23 protein-coding genes and 4 tRNA genes are annotated in these 22114 nt (G+C 67.7%); 18 read left to right on the top strand and 9 right to left on the bottom strand.

The window, feature by feature from the left end:
• The first annotated feature begins 141 nt into the window (after positions 1-141).
• Complete coding sequence (locus tag DMB37_RS17305) at positions 142-720, top strand: TIGR03086 family metal-binding protein (protein WP_135233602.1); 579 nt, start codon at positions 142-144, stop codon at positions 718-720.
• A 12-nt stretch (positions 721-732) separates the two neighbouring features.
• Here the strand turns inward: DMB37_RS17305 and DMB37_RS17300 are convergent, their stop codons facing one another.
• Entirely contained in the window at positions 733-1353 is a 621-nt protein-coding gene (locus DMB37_RS17300) for a TetR-like C-terminal domain-containing protein (protein WP_135233601.1), read from the bottom strand.
• 82 nt (positions 1354-1435) lie between these two features.
• On the opposite strand from DMB37_RS17300, the gene DMB37_RS17295 reads away from it, so the two are divergent.
• Entirely contained in the window at positions 1436-2470 is a 1035-nt protein-coding gene (locus tag DMB37_RS17295; RefSeq protein WP_135233600.1) for an aldo/keto reductase, read from the top strand.
• Positions 2471-2488: 18 nt separating this feature from the next.
• Here DMB37_RS17295 and DMB37_RS17290 read toward each other — a convergent pair whose 3' ends face one another.
• From DMB37_RS17290 to DMB37_RS17275, 4 genes are all read right to left on the bottom strand, one after another.
• On the bottom strand, positions 2489-6664 hold the full coding sequence (locus DMB37_RS17290; protein ID WP_135233599.1) for a bifunctional nitrate reductase/sulfite reductase flavoprotein subunit alpha: 4176 nt from the start codon (positions 6662-6664) through the stop codon (positions 2489-2491).
• A 112-nt stretch (positions 6665-6776) separates the two neighbouring features.
• Positions 6777-7481 (bottom strand): demethylmenaquinone methyltransferase, encoded by a 705-nt coding sequence (locus DMB37_RS17285; RefSeq protein ID WP_135233598.1) that lies wholly within the window; start codon positions 7479-7481, stop codon positions 6777-6779.
• Positions 7482-7577: 96 nt separating this feature from the next.
• The gene (locus tag DMB37_RS17280) at positions 7578-8717 is read right to left on the bottom strand and encodes a glycosyltransferase family 1 protein (RefSeq protein WP_135233597.1); all 1140 of its coding nucleotides are present in this window, start codon (positions 8715-8717) and stop codon (positions 7578-7580) included.
• A 98-nt stretch (positions 8718-8815) separates the two neighbouring features.
• The gene (locus tag DMB37_RS17275) at positions 8816-9268 is read right to left on the bottom strand and encodes a DUF3592 domain-containing protein (RefSeq protein WP_135233596.1); all 453 of its coding nucleotides are present in this window, start codon (positions 9266-9268) and stop codon (positions 8816-8818) included.
• 39 nt (positions 9269-9307) lie between these two features.
• On the opposite strand from DMB37_RS17275, the gene DMB37_RS17270 reads away from it, so the two are divergent.
• Positions 9308-9814 (top strand): DUF2505 domain-containing protein, encoded by a 507-nt coding sequence (locus DMB37_RS17270; RefSeq protein WP_107659510.1) that lies wholly within the window; start codon positions 9308-9310, stop codon positions 9812-9814.
• A 60-nt stretch (positions 9815-9874) separates the two neighbouring features.
• Here the strand turns inward: DMB37_RS17270 and DMB37_RS17265 are convergent, their stop codons facing one another.
• A complete protein-coding gene (locus tag DMB37_RS17265; RefSeq protein ID WP_135233595.1) occupies positions 9875-10312 on the bottom strand; it encodes a VOC family protein in 438 nt (145 codons plus the stop codon).
• Positions 10313-10414: 102 nt separating this feature from the next.
• On the opposite strand from DMB37_RS17265, the gene DMB37_RS17260 reads away from it, so the two are divergent.
• Both DMB37_RS17260 and DMB37_RS17255 read left to right on the top strand, forming a co-directional pair.
• Positions 10415-10987, top strand: coding sequence for a PadR family transcriptional regulator (locus tag DMB37_RS17260; protein WP_135233594.1), 573 nt, complete (start codon positions 10415-10417; stop codon positions 10985-10987).
• Between the two features lie 11 nt (positions 10988-10998).
• Complete coding sequence (locus DMB37_RS17255; protein ID WP_135233593.1) at positions 10999-11448, top strand: deazaflavin-dependent nitroreductase; 450 nt, start codon at positions 10999-11001, stop codon at positions 11446-11448.
• Here DMB37_RS17255 and DMB37_RS17250 read toward each other — a convergent pair.
• Both DMB37_RS17250 and DMB37_RS17245 read right to left on the bottom strand, forming a co-directional pair.
• Positions 11445-11873, bottom strand: coding sequence for a helix-turn-helix transcriptional regulator (locus tag DMB37_RS17250; RefSeq protein ID WP_135233592.1), 429 nt, complete (start codon positions 11871-11873; stop codon positions 11445-11447). The genes DMB37_RS17255 and DMB37_RS17250 overlap by 4 nt on opposite strands.
• Before the next feature lie 88 nt (positions 11874-11961).
• The gene (locus DMB37_RS17245) at positions 11962-13227 is read right to left on the bottom strand and encodes a geranylgeranyl reductase family protein (RefSeq protein WP_135233591.1); all 1266 of its coding nucleotides are present in this window, start codon (positions 13225-13227) and stop codon (positions 11962-11964) included.
• Positions 13228-13421: 194 nt separating this feature from the next.
• On the opposite strand from DMB37_RS17245, the gene DMB37_RS17240 reads away from it, so the two are divergent.
• Together DMB37_RS17240 and htpX are read left to right on the top strand one after the other, a co-directional pair.
• A complete protein-coding gene (locus tag DMB37_RS17240; protein WP_135233590.1) occupies positions 13422-14444 on the top strand; it encodes a polyprenyl synthetase family protein in 1023 nt (340 codons plus the stop codon).
• Positions 14445-14670: 226 nt separating this feature from the next.
• A complete protein-coding gene (gene htpX, locus DMB37_RS17235) occupies positions 14671-15543 on the top strand; it encodes a zinc metalloprotease HtpX (RefSeq protein ID WP_135233589.1) in 873 nt (290 codons plus the stop codon).
• Positions 15544-15554: 11 nt separating this feature from the next.
• On the opposite strand, the gene DMB37_RS17230 is transcribed toward htpX, so the two are convergent.
• Positions 15555-16046, bottom strand: coding sequence for a YajQ family cyclic di-GMP-binding protein (locus DMB37_RS17230; RefSeq protein ID WP_135233588.1), 492 nt, complete (start codon positions 16044-16046; stop codon positions 15555-15557).
• A 167-nt stretch (positions 16047-16213) separates the two neighbouring features.
• Between DMB37_RS17230 and DMB37_RS17225 the strand changes: the two genes are divergently transcribed.
• From DMB37_RS17225 to DMB37_RS17175, 11 genes are all read left to right on the top strand, one after another.
• Positions 16214-16296: transfer RNA gene (locus DMB37_RS17225), tRNA-Tyr, on the top strand.
• 210 nt (positions 16297-16506) lie between these two features.
• Positions 16507-16579 (top strand) — tRNA-Thr (locus DMB37_RS17220).
• A gap of 92 nt (positions 16580-16671) precedes the next feature.
• Positions 16672-16747 (top strand) — tRNA-Met (locus tag DMB37_RS17215).
• 42 nt (positions 16748-16789) lie between these two features.
• Entirely contained in the window at positions 16790-16960 is a 171-nt protein-coding gene (gene rpmG / locus DMB37_RS17210) for a 50S ribosomal protein L33 (protein ID WP_014988500.1), read from the top strand.
• A 270-nt stretch (positions 16961-17230) separates the two neighbouring features.
• Complete coding sequence (locus DMB37_RS17205; RefSeq protein WP_135237627.1) at positions 17231-18292, top strand: fused (3R)-hydroxyacyl-ACP dehydratase subunits HadA/HadB; 1062 nt, start codon at positions 17231-17233, stop codon at positions 18290-18292.
• 303 nt (positions 18293-18595) lie between these two features.
• A tRNA-Trp gene (locus tag DMB37_RS17200) sits at positions 18596-18668 on the top strand.
• 67 nt (positions 18669-18735) lie between these two features.
• Positions 18736-19128 (top strand): preprotein translocase subunit SecE, encoded by a 393-nt coding sequence (gene secE / locus DMB37_RS17195; protein WP_167768870.1) that lies wholly within the window; start codon positions 18736-18738, stop codon positions 19126-19128.
• A gap of 118 nt (positions 19129-19246) precedes the next feature.
• Positions 19247-20044, top strand: a complete 798-nt coding sequence (gene nusG, locus DMB37_RS17190; protein WP_370465411.1) for a transcription termination/antitermination protein NusG — start codon at positions 19247-19249, stop codon at positions 20042-20044.
• A 96-nt stretch (positions 20045-20140) separates the two neighbouring features.
• Complete coding sequence (gene rplK, locus DMB37_RS17185) at positions 20141-20575, top strand: 50S ribosomal protein L11 (RefSeq protein WP_107659500.1); 435 nt, start codon at positions 20141-20143, stop codon at positions 20573-20575.
• A 153-nt stretch (positions 20576-20728) separates the two neighbouring features.
• Entirely contained in the window at positions 20729-21442 is a 714-nt protein-coding gene (gene rplA / locus DMB37_RS17180; RefSeq protein ID WP_107659499.1) for a 50S ribosomal protein L1, read from the top strand.
• A 105-nt stretch (positions 21443-21547) separates the two neighbouring features.
• Positions 21548-22078, top strand: coding sequence for an NADPH-dependent FMN reductase (locus DMB37_RS17175; RefSeq protein ID WP_135233585.1), 531 nt, complete (start codon positions 21548-21550; stop codon positions 22076-22078).
• Positions 22079-22114: the final 36 nt, after the last annotated feature.

Here is a 22114-nt window from a genome sequence, read left to right as displayed (position 1 = left end):
CCGGGCGAATTCGGCCGGCGACACTCGGCGCGGCGAGTGCTCGGGCGGGCCGCCGACCCTCCGGCCGGCGGGCACCGATGAATCCCGCTGCGCCGCACCGTCTGCACAGGAGGAGCCGTCCGCACCTGCCCAGGAGAACCCATGAACCCGGAATTCGATTTCGAACCGGCCGCGACCGCACTCGAGGCCGTAGTCGTCCGCATCACCGATGCGCAGCTCGCCGACGAGACGCCGTGCGCGGATACCACCGTGCGCGATCTGCTCGCCCACGTCGTCGACCTGACCGAGGCGTTCCGCCAGGCCGCGACGAAGGAGGCGGTCGGTGGTTCGGTGGCACCCACCGTGGGGGAGGAGCGCGCACTGGCCGGCGATTGGCGCACGCGCATTCCCGCACAACTGAAGGCGTTGGTCGCCGCGTGGCGCGAGCCGGGTGCCTGGGACGGCGTGACCGAGGCGGGCGGGGTCAGCGAGCAGGCGCTGGTGATGGCCATGATCGCGCTCGACGAGCTGGTCGTGCACGGCTGGGATCTGGCGCAGGCCACCGGTCAGCCGTTCGGTGCGACCGCCGCCGATCTCGCCATCCTGCTCGACATGCTGCGCGAGACCCCGCCCGAGGGCACCCCGGGTCTCTTCGGCCCGGTGCTCCCGGTCCCCGCCGAGGCTTCCGCGCTCGACCGGGTGCTCGCGCTCACCGGTCGCAGCGCCGCCTGGGCCGGGTAGCGCGAGCGCGGCTCACTGTTCGCCGATGACGAATATGCCTGCGCTGACCGCGTTTACCGCGGCGCGGGCGGCGGACGTCGCGGCGTGATCATCGATCGGGTCGCCGCTGGCGAGCAGGCGGTAGTACAGCGGGGCGGACACCGCCGAGAGCACGGCGCGGGGATCGGTGCCTGCGGGCGCCTCGCCGCGTTCGACGGCCCGTTCGATGCAGGGTGACCATTCGGCGAGCCGGACGTCGTAGAAGCGGCGCAGGGCAGCAGCGGCGGCCTCATCACAGGTGGCCGCGGCGATCACGGCCTGGAAGAGCCTGCCCTGCCGGGGATCGGTCAAGGTTTTGGCGACCAGACGGGCATTGGCGGTGAGGTCGCCGAGCAGCGATCCGGTGTCGGCGTGCGGCAGCGACTGCTCGGCCATGTCGGCCAGCAGGTCGGTGACCAGACCGGTGGGGTTGCGCCAGCGGCGGTAGACGGTGGTCTTGCCGACCTCGGCGGCGGCCGCGACCTCGGCGAGGTCCAGGTGCGCGAAACCGCGCTCGGCGAGTAGGTCGCCCGCGACGTGCAACACGGATTCGCGGACCCGAGCGGTACGTCCACCGGGGCGGATCGAGCCGGGAACCGCCTCGTCTCCAGTCATAATGGGTCTCCAGTTTCATTTATCGCCGATCGGGTGTACCGTTCGACGTGTTAACGGAACTATAGACCCTTTAGGAGTCACAATGGAGTACCGGCGGCTTGGTGCATCAGGTCTGCACGTTCCGGCTCTGAGCTTCGGCGCGGGCACCTTCGGTGGACGTGGCGAACTGTTCAGCGCCTGGGGCGATACCGATGCCGAGCAGGCGCGGCGGTTGGTCGACATCAGCCTGGAGGCGGGCGTCACCATGTTCGACACCGCCGATGTCTACTCCGACGGCGCCTCGGAGGAAGTGCTCGGCGCAGCCATCAAGGGCAGGCGCGATCAGCTGCTCATCTCCACCAAGGCCTCGCTGCCCACCGGCCCGGGCCCGTCGCAGGCCGGTTCCGGTCGCGCCCGGCTGGTCGGCGCGGTGGAAGCCTCGCTGCGCAGGCTGGGTACCGACTACATCGACCTGTTCCAGCTGCACGCCTTCGACGCGGGCACTCCCGTCGAGGAAGTTGTTGCCGCACTGGATGATCTGGTGCGCGCGGGCAAGATCCGCTACCTCGGCGCCTCCAACTTCGCCGGCTGGCAGCTGATGAAATCCCTTGCCGCGGCGGACAAGCACGGCCTCACCCGCTATGTCGCGCACCAGGTGTACTACTCGCTGGTCGGCCGCGACTACGAATGGGAGCTCATGCCGCTCGGCCAGGACCAGGGTGTCGGCGCGGTGGTCTGGAGCCCGCTCGGCTGGGGCAGGCTGACCGGCAAAATCCGGCGCGGCCAACCCCTTCCGGCAGGCAGCCGGTTGCACCAGACCGCCGCCGCTGGCCCGCCGGTCGACGACGACAAGCTCTACGACGTGGTCGACGTCCTCGACGAGCTCGCCGCCGAGACCGGTAAGACCGTCCCGCAGATCGCCCTCAACTGGCTGCTGCGCCGCCCCACCGTCGCCACCGTCATCGTCGGCGCCCGCAACGAGGACCAGCTACGCCAGAACCTCGGCGCCATCGGCTGGGAACTCACCCCCGACCAAATCGCCCGCCTCGACAAGGCCAGCGCCACCACCCCGCCCTACCCCTACTACCCGTACTACCGCCTCGCCGACTTCACCCGCCTCAATCCTCCTGCGGTGTAGCCAGATCCGGTGCGTCGTTCAGTAGACGTCGCGGACGTAGCGTTTCTGGGCGACCAGTTGCTTGCGGAAGGCGAGGGCGCCCGCTTCGTCGAGGTTGCCGTGGACGCGGGCGATGCGCAGCAGCGCCTCGTCCACGTCCTTCGCCATCCTGGTCGCGTCGCCGCAGACGTAGAGGTGGGCGCCGTCGCACAGCCAGGACCACAGCTCGGCGCCGTGCTCGATCATGCGGTGCTGCACGTAGATCCGCTCCCGCTGGTCGCGGGAGAAAGCCAGGTCGAGGCGGGTGAGGAAGCCGGAACGGAACATGTCTTCCAGCTCGGTCCGGTAGTAGAAGTTGCGCGCGGCGTGCTGTTCGCCGAAGAACAGCCAGTTGCGGCCGGTGCAGCCGAGCGCCCGGCGCTCCTGCAGGAAGCCGCGGAACGGCGCGATGCCGGTGCCGGGCCCGACCATGATCATCGGTGCGGTCGGGTCGGCGGGCGGCCGGAAGTGCGGTGCGCGCTGCAGGAAGATCGGCACGGCGGTGGGGCCGGTGCCCGCTCGATCGGCGAGGAAGGTCGAGCAGACACCGCCGCGCCGGGCCGACGATCCGGTGGCGGCGGGATCGCCGTAGCGCACCACGCCGACGGTCAGCTGCACCTCGTCGGGGCTGACCAACGGGCTCGACGAGATCGAATACTGGCGCGGCTGCAGCTTTTTCAGTATGCCGAGCCAGTCGACCAGATCCGCCCGCACCGGGAAGTCGCGCAGCACGTCCACGGCCTGCCGGTCCCACAGGTAGTTGTCGAGTTCGATCCGGTTGTCTCGCCGCAGCAGCTTCGCCAGCCGGGTGTTCGGGTTGCGTTCGGCGATGAAGGTGAGCAGGTCGTTGCTCACCTTGCTGATGTCGTAGTGCGTGCGCAACGCCTCGGCCAGCGCTAGTTCGCGATCGTCGACCTCGATGATCCGGCGGCCGTCGAGTCCGGCGCCGGCCAGCCACTCGTCCACCAGCGCCGTGTCGTTGGTCGGCCAGACGCCGAGCGAGTCGCCGACCTCGTAGTCGGCTTCCAGCCCGCGCAGATCGAAGCCGAACTGCCGCACCTCTTTCGGCGAGTCACTGAGGGTGAGCGGCTCGTTGCGCACCAGCGCCGCGGGTACCGGCGCGTGCCGCGTGAACGGTGCGATCTCTCGGCGGGTGCGCCCCGGCGCGGGGGCGGTCGCGCGGGTGAGCACCGCGGTCATGGTGCCGCCGCCCCGAGTGGGCGCAGGGCCTTTCGCGGGCGGACCCGGATCGGCTTCCGGCGCAGCGCTTGCCAAGCCCTCGCCGAGCAGCGCCACGATCGAATCGAGCCAGCGCTCGGCGGGCTCCAGGAAATCCGGCTCGCTGTCGACGCGGTCGAGCAGCCGCACCGCACCGTAGTCGGCGAACCGTTCATCCAGTTTGCGGCCGTGACCGCAGAAGTCGTCGTAGGAGGAGTCGCCGAGGGCGAACACCGCATAGCGCACGCCGGTGAGGCGAATCGCATTGCTGTCCAGCTGGTTCCAGAAGTCGGCGCCGTTGTCCGGTGGCCCGCCGTCGCCGAAGGTACTGCTGATCAACAGCACGTCACCGCTCAACGCGTCCACCGCACACGAGTCCATGTCGAGCAGCCGTGGCGCGAAGCCACATTCGGTGAGCCGTGCGGCCACCGTAGCGGCTAGCTCCTCCGCCGTCCCGGTCTGCGAGGCCCACAGCACGGTCACCGGGTGGGCGCTCGCCGCCTCGGGTGCCCCGGCGCGGGAGTACATGCCTGCCAGCACGCCATCGATCCAGAGCCTGCTCTGCGCGGACATCGGCGCGGCGGCGGGCAGCACGGGTTGCCCGGTCACCGGAACCGCCTGTAGCGCGGCGAGATACCCGCTGAGGTAGATCCGCTCGGTCTCGGTGAGCATCGGGGTGACGGCGGCGTCCAGCCCGAACATGGCGGCCAGCGGATGTGCGGCCGCCATCGCGGGCGTTGGCACCGCGGGTGAGTGCGGCGGATCGGCCTCCGGCACCGCAACTCTGCGCAGCGAGACGGCGCACGCCTTGAACTCCGGTTGCAGCGAAGCCGGATCGACGGCGTCGTTGGTGACCGCGTTGATCGTCAGATATTCACCGTGCTCGTCGTTCCAGTGGAACGGCGCGAAGCAGTCACCGGGCCGGACCCGGTCGCTGATCTGCACCGGCAGCACGGCTCGCCCGCGCCGCGAGGCGATTTCGAGCTGGTCGCCCGCGCGCACCCCGAGCCGCTCGGCGTCGGCCGGATGCACCTCGACGAACGGCTGCCCGTTCAACTTGTTCAGCTTGTCGATCTTGCCGGTCTTGGTCATCGTGTGCCATTGGTGCTGTAGCCGACCGGTATTGAGGACGAACGGGAAGTCGTCGTCGGGCAGCTCCGCGGGTGGCAGGTGTGGGCGCGGCCAGAACACGGCGCGCCTGCTCGGGGTGGCGAACGCCAGCCTCGGCCGATGACCGGCCGCGTCGACGTGCAGCGTCTGGCTGACCCCGTCGTTGAGATAGCGAATCGGATTGCGCGGGCCTGCGCCTTCGGGACACGGCCACTGCATCGGCCCCTCCCTGAGTCGCTCGAAATCCATGCCGCGCAGGTCATATCCGGTGGCGGGGTTGGCGAACTGCTTGATCTCGGCGAAAACCTCGGCGCTGGAGGCGAAGTCGAAACCGGGGAAGCCCATCGCGGTGGCCACCTGGGCGATCAGCAGCCAGTCCGGGCGGGTATCGCCGATCGGATCGACCGAACGCTGTAGCAGCGTGACGTTGCGTTCCGAATTCACCATCACCGCATCGGCTTCGGCCCACAGCGTGGCGGGCAGCAGCAGGTCGGCGTAGGCGTTGGTGGCGGTTTCGGCGTAGGCGTCCTGCGCGATCACCAGTTCGGCCGCCTCCAGCCCGTCGAGCACGGTCTTGCGGTTGGCCACCGTGGCAACGGGATTCGTGCAGATGATCCAGGCGGCCTTGATCTTGCCCGCCGCCAGCTCGCGGAACATCTCGATGGTGCCCGGACCCACCTCTTCGCGAATCGTGCCCGCCTCGAGGCCCCATGCGGTCTCCACGAAAGCGCGGTCGGCGGGGGAGAGCACGCTGCGCTGACCGGGCAGGCCGGGGCCCATGTAACCCATTTCGCGGCCGCCCATGGCATTCGGCTGTCCGGTCAGCGAGAACGGCCCGCTGCCGACGCGCCCGATGGCGCCGGTGGCCAGGTGCAGATTGCAGAGCGCGTTGGTGTTCCAGGTGCCGTGGGTGGACTGGTTGAGCCCCATCGTCCACAGCGACATCCACTCGCCGGCCGCGCCGATCCACTGTGCGGCGGTACGGATATCGGCTTCGGCGAGCCCGGTGATCTCGGCGACCCGTGCGGGCGGATAATCCGCGAGGAACTCGGGCATCCCGGCCCAGCCCTCGGTGTGCTCGGCGATGAAATCCTGGTCTATGTCACCGTTTTCGACAAGCAGATGCAGCAGGCCGTTCAGCAGCGCCAGGTCGGTGCCTGGCGCGATCTGCAGGAACAGGTCGGCGCGCGCCGCGGTATCGGTGCGGCGCGGGTCGACGACGATCAGCTTGGCACCGGCCTTGATCCGATCGACCATGCGCAAGTACAGGATCGGATGACAGTCGGCCATGTTCGCGCCGATCACGAAGAACAGGTCGGCGTGCTCGAAGTCGTCATAGGAGCCGGGCGGCCCGTCCGCGCCGAGCGATTGCTTGTAACCGGTACCCGCACTCGCCATGCACAGCCGCGAATTGGCCTCGATGTGCACGGTCCGCAGGTAACCCTTGGCCAGCTTGGTCGCCAGGTATTGCGCCTCGAGCGACAGCTGCCCGGAGACGTACAGCGCGATCGCGTCGGGCCCGTGCTCGTCCAGGATTGCCCGCAACCGATCGGCCGCCTCGCGTACGACGTCGTCGACCGGCGCAGGTACTGGCTCCTGCCCGCGTTCGGGCCGTCGGAACGCGGTCTCCATCCGGCCGGGCGCGCGCATCAGCTCCAGGTGGGTGGCGCCCTTGGTGCACAACCTGCCCGCGTTCGCCGGGTGCAGCTTGTCCCCGCTGACCTTGGCGATCACCGGTGCCCCGTCGGCGCCGGCCCGCGTCTGCACCGTGACGCCACAACCCACGCCACAGTACGAGCATGCCGTCCGCGCGGTGCCGTCCGCGCGCGTCGTGCCTGCGTCCACCATGCCCCGATCATGGCCATCGCCGATTGCGGCGGGTTTACCGCGCGTTATCGCCAGATGACATTGCCCCTCACAGGCGGAAAAATCGCCGGTGAGGTGTGACGCAGGTCGCTGATCAGCCCAGTTTGTACGCGCGATGCAGCGCGACGATCCCGCCGGTGAGGTTGCGCCACTTCACCGAGGACCACCCGGTGCTCGCGATCCGCAGCGCCAGTTGCCGCTGATTCGGCCAGGCGCGGATCGACTCGGCAAGGTAGACGTAGGCGTCCGGATTGCTGCTGACCGCGCGCGCCACCTTCGGCAGCGCCTTCATCAGGTACTCCATGTACACGGTGCGGAAACCCGGCACGACCGGCGTGGAGAACTCGGCGATGACCAGCCTGCCGCCCGGCTTGGTGACCCGCAGCATCTCGCGCAGCGCGCCCTCGGTATCGGAGATATTGCGCAGCCCGTAGGAGATCGTCACCCCGTCGAACGAGTCGTCGGCGAACGGCAGCGCCAGCGCGTCGGCCGCCACCATCGGCACCTTGCGGTGCCTGCCTGCGGCGAGCATGCCCTGGGAGAAGTCGGCGGCCAGGCACCAGGCGCCGGATTTCGCGAGATCGACCGTGGACACCCCGGTGCCCGCCGCGAGATCGAGAATCCGCTCGCCCGGCCGCGGCGCCAGTGCCTTGCGCACCGCCCAGCGCCAGTAGCGATCCTGGCCGCCGGAGATCACGGTGTTGGTCAGGTCGTACCGTCGCGCGACCCCGTCGAACATCGTCGCGACCTCATGCGGCCGCTTGTCCAACGAAGCCCTGGTCGATTCTGTTTTCGCCACGGTTGACCCTAACTCTCGCGGCGCGGCGCGCCGAGGGAGGTAGGGAGATTGTTCGATCACATCGCACCGCGCTCGGCCGTTCGGGCCGGCCTGGTGTTATGCCGTATGCGGTAGCCGCATTCGGGTACCGGTCACGTCCGCGTAGTGCCCCATCAGTTCGGTGCAGATCGCCGGCCAGGTGCGGTGCAGCACCGATTTGCGTGCGGCCCCGGCGAAGCGGGCCCGCAGCACCGGGTCATGCAGTGCCCCAACGGCACTCGGCAACAGTTCGGTGAAACGGTCGACCGGGAGCAGATAACCGTTGCGACAGTGCGCGATCAAATCGCGCGGCCCGCCCGCGTCGGGGCCGATCACCGGGATGCCGGAGGCGAGCGCTTCCTGCACGCCCTGACAGAAGGTTTCGTGCTCGCCCGCGTGCACCATCACGTCCAGGCTCGCATACGCCTTGGCCAAGGTGTCGCCGCCGAGCTCGCCGGTGAACACGGCGGTCGGCATCATCCGCGCGAGTCGATCGCGCTCCGGCCCGTCACCCACGATCACCAACTGGATGTCCGGATCGTCGGCCAGCACCGCTAGCCGCTCGACGTGCTTCTCCGGCGCGAGCCGACCGACGAAGCCGACCACCAGCTTGTCGCCGTCGAGCCAGGAGTCGCGCAGTTCGGTGCGCCGGGCCTGCGGGGTGAACCGGGCGATGTCCACGCCTCGTCCCCACCGGTGCACGCGCGGAATGCCGTGCTGCGCCAGATCTTCCGCGGCCGCACGGGACGGTGCCAGCGTTCTGGTCGCGCCCTCGTGGATGCGCCGCGTCCAGGCCCACGCCGCCCGGCTGGCCAGCGCCAGCCCGTAACTCTTGGCGAATCCGGCGACGTCGGTCTGGTACACCGCCACCGTCGGCAGATCCAGCCGCATGGCCGCGGCGAGACCGCCTGCCCCGAGCAGGAACGGCGAGGCCAGATGCACCACGTCGGCGTCGAAATCCTCGATGGCCGAGACGATGCCCGGCTGTGGCAGCCCCACCGGCAGCGAACTGATCTTCGGCACCATCACCGCGGGCACCCGGTGCACCCGGAACCGCTCGTGCCAGCGCGCGGCGGGGGCCAGCCCGCGCGTGGTGTCCGGCGCGATGATCAGGGCGTCGTGGCCGTGCCGGTCCAGGTGCTCGAGCACCCGGAGCACGGAGTTGACGACGCCGTTCATATTCGGCAGAAACGACTCGGCAACGATCGCTACACGCACTCTCTCAGGTTGACGGCCGGATCGCGCCGTCTCGCCACGCATGCGTGAAGGACACCTAAAGATCGAGCGAACTCCTCGGGCCGCCCCGGCTCAGTAGTTCAGCTCGCGCCTTGCCGTCGCCTGCTGAGCCGAATCAGCAGCCACAGCGTCGGCAGGGCGATCAGCCACACCACGACGATCACCGACAACGCGGGTGGGATGGCGACGCGGACATCGCGCCCCTCCACCCGCACCAGATCGGGGTCCGCGCGGTTGTATTCGACCCGGATGCGCTCACCCGCGGTCAGGTTGGTCGGGTACAGCACGCCGACCTTTGGATTGTGTGTCTCACCGTCGGGGGTCACGTACATGACCGCGGAGCGCAGCCGGCCCGCCGAGAGCACCTCGGCACTGGCCACGCCCTTGTCCGAGCTGATCAGGTAGTCGTTGCGCCAGGCGGCCAGCACCAGGAGCACGACGAGCACGCTGATCACCGTGGCAGCCGTGAGCACGCCGATTCTGGCCCGCCGCAGGCGGATCGATCGCCGATCAGACTGCGTGGTTTCCAACACCGCAACAGGCTACCGATCGACTGGACTACCGTGTCGCGCATGTCCCGAAAATTCAGCTTCACCGTGCCTTACACCGTCCCGGTCGAAGATCTTCACCGGGCACTTACCGACGAGAAAGTCTGGCAGGCGCGTTTCGCCGACGCCGAGACCGCGACCTTGGACCTTTCGCACCCTGAGGGCGAGGGCACCATCCGCATCCACATGACCGAAAAGGCCGCGCAGGACAAGATTCCCAGCGTGGTGAGCAAGGTGCTCAAGAGCGAGCTCATGCTCTCGCGCACCGACAACTGGCAGGCGCTCACCGGCGAGGTCGCCAAGGGCACCTTCGAGGGCGAGACCGGCGGCATCGCCACCGAGATGTCGGGCACCTACGAAATGCGTTCGACCGCAGAGGGTTCCGAGATCGAGGTGGTCGGCACCGTGCAGGTGAAGGTGCCGCTGGTCGGCGGCGCCATCGAGCCGCTCGCCGAGCAGCTGCACCATCGGGTGCTCAACAGCGAGCGCAAGTTCATCGAGGAATGGGTCGCCGCGCAGGCGACTGCCTGATCCACGTAACGGACCTGCGCCCGTCGTCCCGGCAGATCGGCCGGGGCGACGGGTTTCGTTTCAGGTGAAGTCCGCCGGGGAGTACTCCTTCTGCTCCACCAGCACCAGCCAGTTCCCGGAGTTGTCCCGGATGATCGCCTCGGTGCCGTAGGGCCGTTCGGCGGGCGGCTGAATGAACTCGACGCCCTTGGCGGTGAGCTCCTCGAAGGTCTGCTGGCAGTTCTCGGTGCGCAGGCCGAGCGCGCCGTGCGTGCCGTTCGCGAGTGCGCGACGGATGGCCGCGGCCAGGTTGTCGTCCAGCGGCGGCCCGGGGATCATCAGGCCGATCTCCAGCTCCGGGTGCTGCGGGTGCGCGATGGTCACCCAGCGGAACCCGTTGTCGCCCATGGTGATGTCGGCGACCTCGACGAAGCCCAGCTTGTCGATGTACCACTGCTTCGACTCGGTCTGGTCCGTGACGTACACGGTGACGAGCGAGACGTTCGTGATCGTTGTCATGCGGCCAGGCTATGGCGACCCCTCGTCTGGATGCTTCTCGGAAATTGCTGTCTTCACGGTATAGTCGAGTTCGGTTATTCGAGTTCGAGTATTTGGAGCGTGATGGCGACACAGCGAGCCCGCAGAACTCCCTTGGCACTGGCCGTCCTGAGCCTGCTCAACGAGCGCCCCATGCACCCCTATGAGATGCAGGCGCTCATCAAGGACCGCCACGTCGGCCGGGTGGTGCGGATGCGCGGCGGCTCCGTCTACGACACCGTCGCCCGGCTGGCCGCGAGCGGGCTGATCGAGCCGGTGGGCACCAGCCGGGCCGGTGCGCGCCCGGAACGCACCAGTTACGAAATCACCGCCACCGGACGCGGCGAACTCGACTCGTTGCTCGACGAATACCTCGCCGAGCCGATCAACGAATATCCGCGGTTCCCGGCCGGTCTCGCGCACATCCTCAACCTGGCACCGGAGCGCGCGGCCGAACTGCTCGACCGGCGGGCCGCGGCCTTGCGCGCCGCCTCGGCCGAGCTGACCGCTGACCTAGCCGCGGCGAAGGTGGCCGGAATTCCAGAAATCGTCCTGATCGAGGGCGAACTCCAACGCGAACTACTCGACACCGAACTGCGGTGGGTAGCGCGCGCCGCACGACGGATCGCCGACGGCGATCTGCCATGGCCGACCTGAAAGGAGTTGTCATGGAAACGAAACTGGGCCTGCCCGGCTGGCTGAAACCGATGAATCGCGTGGTGATCACGCTGAACCGACTGGGGGTGACGATCGGCACGATGCGGGTGCTCTCGGTGCCCGGCCGGGCCTCCGGCGAGCTACGGACCACCCCGGTCTCGCCGCTGACCGTGCGCGGCGCGCGCTACGTCGTCGGTCACGCGAAGGCCGAGTGGGTGCGCAACGCGCGCAAGAGCCAGTGGGGCATCCTGGCCGAGGGCCGCAAACGCCACCGCGTCGACCTGATCGAACTGCCCGCCGAGGAACGCGCCGCGATCCTGCGCGAATTCCCGCGCGAGGTGCCGCACGGTGTGCCGTTCTTCATCAAGCTCGGCCTGGTCGAATCCGCCGACCCGGACGAGTTCGCCGCCGCGGCCCCGCGCTGCGCCGTGTTCCGCATCGAAAACCCCACGGTGGCCTAGGTTTCGCGCTTCCGGTCGCTGAGGCCGTGCATGAACACGAAACACCCCGGAATGCGCGGTGCCCCGTCGGCGAATTTGGCCTGATACTCCGAGGGTGAGACGCCGACCAGCTGGCGGAATTTGCTGCTGAACGAGCCGAGGCTGCTGTAGCCGACCAGCATGCACACCTCGGTCACCGTGACATTGGTGGAGCGCAGCAGATCCTGCGCGCGCTCGATCCGCCGCTCCGCCAGATACGCGGCCGGCGTCAAACCGTAGACCGCGGCGAACGCCCGCAGGAAGTGATATTTGGAAACCCCTGCGGCAGCGGCCAATTCATCGAGGCGGAGCGGATCGGCATACTGCCGGTCCGCGAGGTCGCGGGCCCGCCGCAGCTGCGGCAGCAAGTACAACGCGGGTAAGCCACCTGCTGGTTGTCCACCCATGGCTGGAACCTGTCGTCACGAGGGCAAGGCAGGTTCAGCCTACCGGCCGCTCCTGCCGCCGACTCCGGGGAAACCGCAGGTCCGGGTATCAGGCGAAGGGTGGAAGGTCGTCGGCGCGCATCGACATCCGCCCCGCTGCCCGCCAGGCCCGCGCGGTCAGATCCACATCCTCGTCGGTCACCAGGTTGCCCATCACCCGGACCGCGGTGCGCTGCAAGTACTTCGAGCGCATCACCGGCGGCCCGCCGATCGGCACCATCCGCGGATGGGTGGCCAGCCCGGCGATCCGCCGCGCCACCGAGAAGGTCCGCCCGTACTTCGCGCGCAGCAGCTCGGGCCAGATGCGGGTGAGGTCCGGTTCGTCCAGCAACCCGGCCAGCATGTGCCCGCCCTCGAGTCCGTAGTCGATGCCCTCGCCGTTCAGCGGGTTCACACAGCCCGCGGCATCGCCGACCAGCACCCAGTTGCGGCCCGCCACGTTCGACACCGCGCCGCCCATCGGCAGCAGCGCCGAGGCCACCGCGCGCAGCGAACCCTCGAACTCCCATTCGTCGAAACGCAGCTTCGTGTAGTGCTCCAGCAGCGGTTTCAGCGCGATATGCGACGGGCGCTGCTCGGTGGCCAGCGAGCCGACCCCGATATTGACCTCGCCGTTGCCCAGGGGGAAGACCCAGCCGTAACCGGGGACCAGCGCGTTGTCGGCGTCGCGCAGCTCGAGGTGCGAGGTGATCCACTGGTCGTCGCTGCGGCCGGACTTGATGTAGGCGCGGGCCGCCGTGCCGTAGGCGTACTGCCGATGCCAGGTGCGGCCGAGCAGCCGCCCGATCGGCGAACGTACCCCGTCGGCGACGATGAGTGTCGTGCAGTCGATGGTGTGCGTGCCCGTCGCGGTTCGCACCGTCACACCCGTGACCCGGTCCCCGTCGCGGGTGACATCGACCACTTTGCTGCCGTCGATCATCCGCGCGCCGGACTTCACCGCGGTCTCGCGCAGTTTGTCGTCGAGTTCGGTTCGTGGGACGGCACTTCCGTATGTCGGGAAGGACCCGGCGGGCCACGGCAGCAGGGCTTCCCTGCCGAACCCGGTCATTCGCAGGCCGTGGTTGACGGTGTGTGCGCGCAGCCAATCGCCGAGCCCGAGGTGTTCCAGCTCGGCCGTCGCGCGCGGGGTCAGCCCATCGCCGCAGGTCTTGTCCCTGGGGAAGACGGCGGAGTCGAGCAGCACCACGTCGCGCCCGGCCCGCGCCGCCCAGGCGGCCGAGGCCGATCCGGCCGGACCGGCACCGACGACCAGGACCTCGGCCCTGCTGGGCAGCGCGTCCCCGCCCGCGGGAGTGACTTCGGGTGAACCCATGAGCTCAATACTTGCAGGGCAATCTTGTTCGTGTCGACGGCGGGCGCGTCAGCTACGACGCGCGTCGGCGCGGCGCGCGGAAAATGGTGTGCGAAAGTGTCTGATACACCGCATAGTGACGGTGTTCATGGGCCATCCGCTGGGGACACGCTAGGTTCTCTATCGTGGGGTCGGACGGATCGGTGGGAGAAGAAATGAGCACATCGGCTGTGAAGGACGAGAGCACCGTGGTGGCCGGGGTCGATCTCGTCGACACCGAACTCGCGGCGACCGTGCGCAACGGCCTGGAAGAGGTCGAAAAGCTCCTGGTCGACGAGCTGTCCGACGGCGAAGACTTCCTGCAGGAGGCGGCGCTGCACCTGGCGAAAGCCGGTGGCAAGCGGTTCCGCCCGCTGTTCACCATCCTCACCGGCCAGCTCGGCCCGAACCCGACCGATCCCGCGCTGATCACCGCGGGCACCGTCGTCGAACTCGTGCACCTGGCCACGCTGTACCACGACGACGTGATGGACGAGGCCACCATGCGCCGCGGCGCCCCGAGCGTGAACGCGCGCTGGGGCAACAACATCGCGATCCTGGCCGGCGACTACCTGTTCGCACACGCCTCCCGGCTCACCTCGACGCTGGGCCCCGACGCGGTCCGCATCATCGCCGAAACCTTCGCCGAGCTGGTCACCGGCCAGATGCGCGAGACCATGGGCGCGCGCGAATCCCAGGACCCGGTCGAGCACTACCTGCGCGTCGTCTGGGAGAAGACCGGGTCGCTGATCGCGGCCGCCGGACGCTTCGGCGGCACCTTCTCCGGCGCGGGCACCGAGCACGTCGAGCGGCTGGCCCGCCTCGGTGACGCGGTCGGTACCGCCTTCCAGATCTCCGACGACATCATCGACATCTCCTCGGCCGCCGAGCAGTCCGGCAAGACTCCCGGCACCGACCTGCGCGAGGGCGTGCACACGCTGCCGGTGCTGTACGCGCTGCGCGACGAGGGCGCCGACGGCGACCGCCTGCGCAAACTGCTCGCCAACCCCCTGCAAACCGACGCCGAGGTCGAGGAAGCCCTCGACCTGCTGTCCCGCTCGCACGGCATGGTGCTGGCCAAGGAGAAGCTGCAAGGCTTCGCCGACATCGCCCACGCCGAACTCTCCGCGCTGCCCGCCGGACCCGCCAACGACGCCCTCGAACACCTCGTCCGCTACACGATTGAGCGCGTCGGCTGAGTTCGATCCGTGGCGGTGGCCATGTTCCGATCAGGAACCTTTGTCCGCCCCTCCTCGTTGAGTTGGCGTGCTCTCGACGAGAGTCGAAGCTCGAAGTGAGAACTGATCTCGTGCGCACATGGGTAACTCGCCGGGTACGGGCTTACTGATGTGAGCTGCTACCGCCGGGCGCCAACGCCGGTCTCGCGGCAGGCGAGTCTGGCCTGAATACGCGGAGAGGCGGGACATGCACGGGTACGCGAATGGGTTGAAGACCTTCGGACTGATGGTCGGCCTGTCGGCCTTGATCGTGCTCGCCGGCGCGCTGTTCCGCAGCCCGACGATCCTGATCATCGCCATCCTGCTGGCCGTCGGCATGAACGCGTACGCGTATTTCAACAGCGACAAACTCGCGTTGAAGGCGATGCACGCGCAACCGGTCAGCGAGCTGGAAGCGCCGGTGATCTACCGGATCGTGCGTGAGCTGGCGACCACCGCGCGCCAGCCGATGCCGCGGCTCTACATCAGCCCGACCAACGCCCCCAACGCCTTTGCCACCGGCCGCAGCCCCCGGCACGCCGCGGTCTGCTGCACCAGCGGCATCCTGCAGATCCTGGACGAGCGGGAGCTACGGGCCGTGCTCGGCCACGAGCTATCGCACGTCTACAACCGCGACATCCTGATCTCGTCGGTCGCAGGTGCGCTCGCCGCGGTCATCTCCGGCCTGGCCAACCTGGCCTTCTTCGCCTCCGCGTTCGGCGGCAATCGCAACGGCGAAGGCCCGAACATGCTCGGCGTGCTGCTCGTTTCGCTGCTCGGGCCGATCGCCGCGAGCCTGATCAAGCTCGCCGTCTCCCGTTCCCGCGAATACCAGGCGGACCAGTCCGGCGCCGAACTCACCGGCGACCCGCTCGCCCTCGCCTCGGCGCTGCGCAAACTGGAGCGCGGCGTGCAGGCCGCTCCGTTGCCGCCTGAACCGCAATTGACCGCCCAGTCACACCTGATGATCGCCAACCCGTTCCGGGCGGGCGAGCGTGCCGCCCGCTGGTTCTCCACGCACCCCCCGATGGCCGAGCGCATCGCTCGCCTGGAGGAAATGGCGGGCGGCCCCAGGCCGTAGCCCGCCGCGCGCTAGCGGTAGTTGACGAACTGCAGGGCGATCCCGAAATCCTCACCCTTCAGCAGCGAGATGACGGCCTGGAGGTCGTCGCGCTTCTTGCTGCTCACCCGCAGTTCCTCACCTTGGATCTGCGCTTTGACGCCCTTCGGGCCCTCGTCGCGGATCTTCTTGGTGATCTTTTTCGCATGCTCGGTGTCGATGCCCTGGACCAGTGTTCCGGTGATCTTGTAGGTCTTGCCGGAGGCGACCGGCTCGCCGGCGTCGAACGCCTTGAGTGAGATGTCGCGGCGAATCAGCTTCTCCTTGAACACCTCCAGCGCCGCCTTGACCCGCTCCTCGGCCTCGGCCGTCAGCACGATCTTGTCCTCGCCGGACCACTCGATGGCCGCGCCGGTGCCACGGAAGTCGTACCGGGTGGTCAGCTCCTTCTCGGCCTGGTGCAGGGCGTTGTCGACCTCCTGACGTTCGACCTTGCTGACGACATCGAATGACGAATCGGCCACACTTCGCTCCTGTCCTGGCGGTCCAACTGCTCGCTCGACCGGTTGATCGGTCACCGTTAGTTGTACCCCGGAGCGCGACCGTAGTCCCGCCGCATGGCCGATGGCCAGCCGGTTTGCAATCAGGGCGGGGGGTGGATGTATTCTGCTTTTCGCGCCGAGAGCGCGACGGCAGATTGCCCGAGCGGCCAATGGGAGCGGACTGTAAATCCGTCGGCGAAAGCCTACGTAGGTTCGAATCCTACATCTGCCACCCGGAACCCCCGTGGATCGACTTCGATCCGCGGGGGTTTCGTGCTTACCGGGTTCGCCGGCCGCTCTCGATGCCCCCATGGGCCGGATGATCTCCGGAAAAAGGCTTCTGACCACCCGGTTTGGAGCTCTGACCGTTGGGTGTGTAACCTCGTTCAAGACTTCGCCGCGCCGGGGTCACGTGTTCCAGTCCTGGTGCGGAAGTAGTCATGCCCCCTTAGCTCAGTCGGCAGAGCGTTTCCATGGTAAGGAAAAGGTCAACGGTTCGATTCCGTTAGGGGGCTCGCCGGATTGCCGGTGGTGACCGACTCGGCATCGCATATAGTTTCCACTCTGGTGGGAGCCGGGGCGCCGCACCACAGCAATGCGACCCCGTGGCGGTGTAGCTCAGTCGGTAGAGCAAACGACTCATAATCGTTGTGTCGCCGGTTCAAGTCCGGCCATCGCTACCAAAACCGATCAGACCAACTGGTTGACCCGAAAGAAGGAATATCGTGGCCGCGAAGTCCACCGATGTCCGGCCAAAGATCACCTTGGCCTGCGAGCAGTGCAAGCACCGCAACTACATCACCAAGAAGAACCGGCGCAACGACCCCGATCGGCTGGAACTCAAGAAGTTCTGCCCGAACTGCGGTACGCACCGGGGACACAAAGAATCCCGCTAGTCCGCCACGCGTGATGCTGCCGCGTGGATCGGCGTCGGGAGTGTGATTGCTCCCGGCAATCTCGGATCGTGACAGTGCGAGGGCCGGACGTTTGTCCGGCCCTGACGCATTTTCGCGGTCGGGTGCGGTAGGTGAGCGAGCAATAGCGAGGGAACGAGAGTCACAGCCGCCACTGCGGTCACGACGGAAGCCGCGCGCTAGCGAGGCCCGCTCGTGAACGCTCCGCCGACTCCGGGCTCGGGGTCAGATAGGTACAGTCCTCCCGTGACAATCAACACCGGTACAGACGAAGCGGTTCAGGCGGTCGAGACCTTCGACCCCGCGGCGCACGCGGCATCGATGGTCGGTCACCACTACCGCGTCGACGACTACTACGAGGTCGGCCGCGAGAAGGTGCGCGAGTACGCGCGCGCTGTGCAGGACTACCACCCGGTGCACTGGGACGAGGACCTCGCGCAGGAGTACGGCTACGACGGCCTGCTCGCGCCGCTGACCTTCATCTCCCTGGTCGGCATTCTGGCCCAGCGCAAGCTCTTCGAGCAGATTGTCACCGGCTACGACCTGAGCCAGATCCTGCAGACCGACCAGATCCTGGAGTTCCACCGGCCGATCAAGGTCGGCGACCAGCTGGTCTGCGACGTCTACCTGCACTCGTTCCGGCAGGCCTTCGGCGGCGACATCATCGTCACCAAGAACATCGTCACCGCGCAGAACGACGAGCTGGTGCTCACCACCTACACCACGCTCATCGGCCGCAGCGGCGGCGACATCGACCCGAACCTCAACGACACCGTGCGCAACGTGCTGATGCACGGCATCGGCGAGGACGCACCGGACCACAAGCCGCGCGCCAATGTCGTTGCCGCGCCGGTGCAGCCCGCCACGGTGCCCGAGATCACGCCGAGCAAGCACGCGATCAGCTTCGACGACATCGCGGTCGGCGACGAACTGCCCACCCGCATCGTCCGGCTCACCCGCGGCGACCTGGTGAACTACGCCGGCGTCTCCGGCGACGCCAACCCGATCCACTGGAGCGACGAGGTCATCAAGCTCGTCGGCCTGGACAACGTGGTCGCGCACGGCATGCTCACCATGGGCCTCGGCGGCGGTTTCGTCACCTCCTGGCTCGGCGATCCCGGCGCGGTCAAGGAGTACAACGTCCGCTTCACCAGCCCGGTCTACGTCGGCACCGACGAGGCCGCCGAGATCGAGTACACCGGTAAAGTGAAGTCGGTGGATCCGGAGACGCGGACCGCGGTCGTCGCCATCGTGGCGAAGTCGGCGGGGCGCAAGATCTTCGGGCGCGCGACGGCAACCGTGCAGCTGGCCTGAGCGGGTCAGGCCCGGAGGCGGTAGCTTGCGTCACCGTGCAGGGCCCCGATCAGGCCAACTGGATGCAGCCTGACCTGGTCACCTGACCCTGATTGGCTATCGACGCGGGCGGTAACGTACACTCGGATTTCTGGGGTCACCAGCCGCTGCGCGCTGCTCTGTAGGGCTGGTTCCAGGTGAGGCCGTCAAGGTTTCGCCCACGGGGCCGGCGACTGCGAAAGCAGCGCGCGTGTCATGTGGTGGCACCGGAGTTCTACAACTGAATACCGAACAGTGGTTGGACAGCCGATACGGTCCAGCCGAAGGGGCGTAGCTCAACTGGCAGAGCAGCGGTCTCCAAAACCGCAGGTTGCAGGTTCAAGTCCTGTCGCCCCTGCCTTTCCGAAGCGACTGCTTGCAGGTCGCTCGAAAAGAACCAGCATGCCAGCGACGAAAGGATCGACGTGGTCGACGAGCGGGATTCTCGCCACGGCGCGCATGCGACCGACGACGGCGATGACACCGCCGCGGTGGCCCGGCCGAGCGGCAAGCGTTCCGCCCGGCGGACACGCGGCGCGTCGCCCGACACAGGTTCGATCGCCACACTCGATCGGCCTTCGTCGCGCAAGGCAGCCAAGACCGATCGGGCCGAACGCACGAAGACGGCTAATCCGTTCAAGCGTTTGATCAAGTTCCTGCGTGAAGTAGTCGCGGAACTGCGCAAGGTGATCTGGCCCAACCGGAAGCAGATGGTCACCTATACGAGCGTTGTTCTGGTGTTCGTGATCTTCATGGTCGCGTTCATCAGCGGGTTGGATGTGGCGTTCATCAAGGGTGTCAACTGGCTGTTCGGCTAGAGATCGACGCCGCCGCCGCCGGCCGATCCCGGGGCGGACACGGGTGGAGTAGTTCCGCCGCGCGCCCGGCCCCGGCACGCAGAGGATGTACGTGACGACACAGGAAGCGAGTGCCCCAGTGAGCACCCCGGAGAACGACACAAACGAAGAGTTCCCGGTCGAGGACGCGGTGGTGGATCCCACGACCGACGACGCCACGACCGTCGAAGACTCCGAGGACGTGGACTCCGAGGGCGCCGCGTCGGAGATCGACGAGGCAGCTGCGGCCGCTCCGATCGACGAAGAACCCGCCGACCCGGTCGCGGAAATGAAGGCCGCGCTGCGTCGCGCCCCCGGTGACTGGTACGTCATCCACTCCTACGCCGGCTACGAGAACAAGGTGAAGGCCAACCTCGAGACCCGCGTGCAGAACCTGGACCTCGAGGAGTACATCTTCCAGGTCGAGGTGCCGACCGAAGAGGTCACCGAGATCAAGAACGGACAGCGCAAGAACGTCAACCGCAAGGTGCTGCCCGGCTACATCCTGGTCCGGATGGAACTCAACGACGAGTCCTGGGGCGCCGTGCGTAACACCCCCGGTGTCACCGGTTTCGTCGGCGCCACCTCGCGCCCGTCGCCGCTGTCCATCGACGATGTGGTGAAGTTCCTGGTCCCCGCCGCCCAGCAGAAGAAGGCCCCGGCCGCCGCCGGTGCCGCGGGTTCGGCCGAGTCCGCCGCCGAGTCGGTGTCCAAGCCGACCATCGAGGTCGACTTCGAGGTCGGCGAGTCGGTGACCGTGATGGACGGCCCGTTCGCGACGCTGCCCGCCAGCATCTCCGAGGTCAATGCCGAGCAGCAGAAGCTCAAGGTGCTCGTGTCGATCTTCGGCCGCGAGACCCCGGTCGAGCTCGGCTTCACCCAGGTTGCGAAGATTTAGTCCTGTTACGTGAGCGGCCGACGGCATCCGCCCGGCCGCGGACCGCAACACCAGCACTTGCAAAGAGCAAGGAAAACAGACACCTAGGAAAGAAAGATGCCCCCCAAGAAGAAGAAGCTCGCCGGGATCATCAAGCTTCAGATCCAGGCCGGCCAGGCGAACCCCGCCCCTCCGGTGGGTCCCGCGCTCGGTCAGCACGGCGTCAACATCATGGAGTTCTGCAAGGCGTACAACGCCGCGACCGAGTCGCAGCGTGGCAACGTCATTCCGGTCGAGATCTCGGTCTACGAGGATCGCTCGTTCGACTTCAAGCTGAAGACCCCGCCCGCCGCTCGGCTGCTGCTCAAGGCCGCCGGTGTGCAGAAGGGTTCGGCTGAGCCGCACCGCCTCAAGGTCGCCAAGGTGACCATGGATCAGGTGCGCGAGATCGCCAAGACCAAGCAGGAAGATCTGAACGCCAACGACATCGATCAGGCGGCGAAGATCATCGCGGGTACCGCGCGTTCGATGGGCATCACCGTCGAGGGCTGAGCGTCAGCGCCGGAGGAGGCAGCGCAGCGTCACCACGTAGGCGTAGCGAAGACCTCCATCAAGCGCTGAGGGCTGAGCCTCCGCAGCTCCAGGTGGGAGGGCCGGCCAGGCCCGCAAACCACGGCTGAACCAGACACTTAAGGACAGAGAATTATGGCAAAACGAAGCAAGGCGTATCTCGCCGCGGCCGAGAAGGTCGATCGCGACACCCTGTACTCCCCGCTCGCCGCAGCGCGGCTGGCCAAGGAGACCGCCACCACCAAGACCGACGCGACCGTCGAGGTCGCCGTTCGTCTCGGCGTGGATCCCCGCAAGGCGGATCAGATGGTGCGTGGCACGGTCAACCTGCCGCACGGCACCGGTAAGACCGCCCGCGTCATCGTGTTCGCGGCAGGCGAGAAGGCCGCCGAGGCCGAGGCCGCCGGTGCGGACGCCGTCGGCGCCGAGGACCTGATCGAGCGGATCCAGGGCGGCTGGCTCGAGTTCGACGCCGCGATCGCCACCCCGGACCAGATGGCCAAGGTCGGCCGGATCGCGCGTGTCCTCGGACCGCGTGGCCTGATGCCGAACCCGAAGACGGGCACGGTCACCAACGACGTGACCAAGGCCGTCAACGAGATCAAGGGCGGAAAGATCAACTTCCGCGTCGACAAGCAGGCCAACCTGCACTTCGTTATCGGCAAGGCTTCCTTCGACGACGCCAAGCTGGTGGAGAACTACGGTGCCGCGCTGGAGGAGATCCTGCGTGTGAAGCCGTCGACCGCCAAGGGCCGCTACGTCAAGAAGGTGACGGTCTCGACGAACACCGGACCGGGCATCCCGGTGGACCCGAACCGCACCCGCAACCTCCTGGACGAGGATGCGTAAGTAGCACCTGAACAAGTCCGCAAGGGCGGGAACGCATTACGCGTTCCCGCCCTTGCGCGTTTCCGGGATCGGACTATTTCCAGGTCCGGCATCGTTGGTAGAGCGGTGACGGTTGTCTTGCTCATCTCCGGTAGCACTCGCGCTGCGTCGACCAATTCCGCCGCGTTGCGCACGGTCCAGGCGCTCGCGCCGGCCGGCGTCGACACGCGCTGGTTCGGCGGACTCGCCGATCTGCCCGCCTTCGACCCGGATGATGACGGCACCGCACGCCCGCCGGTTCTTGCACTACGCGAACAGCTTTCGCAGGCGGACGCGGTGCTGTTCTGCACCCCCGAATACGCGGGCACGCTGCCCGGCAGCCTGAAGAATTTGCTGGACTGGACCGTCGGGAACGCCGACCTCTACGAGAAACCCACCGCCTGGATCAATGTGGCCGCGCTCGGCCGGGGTGAAGGAGCCGTCGCGACACTGGCGCTCGTCCTCGGTTACGTGGGTGCCGACGTCGACCCCGACGGCTGTGCCCGGCTGCCGGTCGGCCGGGACGACGTCGGGCCGGACGGCTTGGTCAGTACTACCGAATTCCGCAGCGGCGCAATCGAAGCCTTGAACAAACTGGTGGCCAGAGCAGCGCATTGACACCGGCGAAGGCCGGAACCCGTCCGGATCCCGGCC

This window comes from Nocardia sp. CS682 (assembly GCF_004634405.1).
GTDB lineage: Bacteria > Actinomycetota > Actinomycetes > Mycobacteriales > Mycobacteriaceae > Nocardia > Nocardia ninae.
Note: the sequence above shows the minus strand (reverse complement) of the source record. Positions and strands in the feature narration are given on the sequence as shown.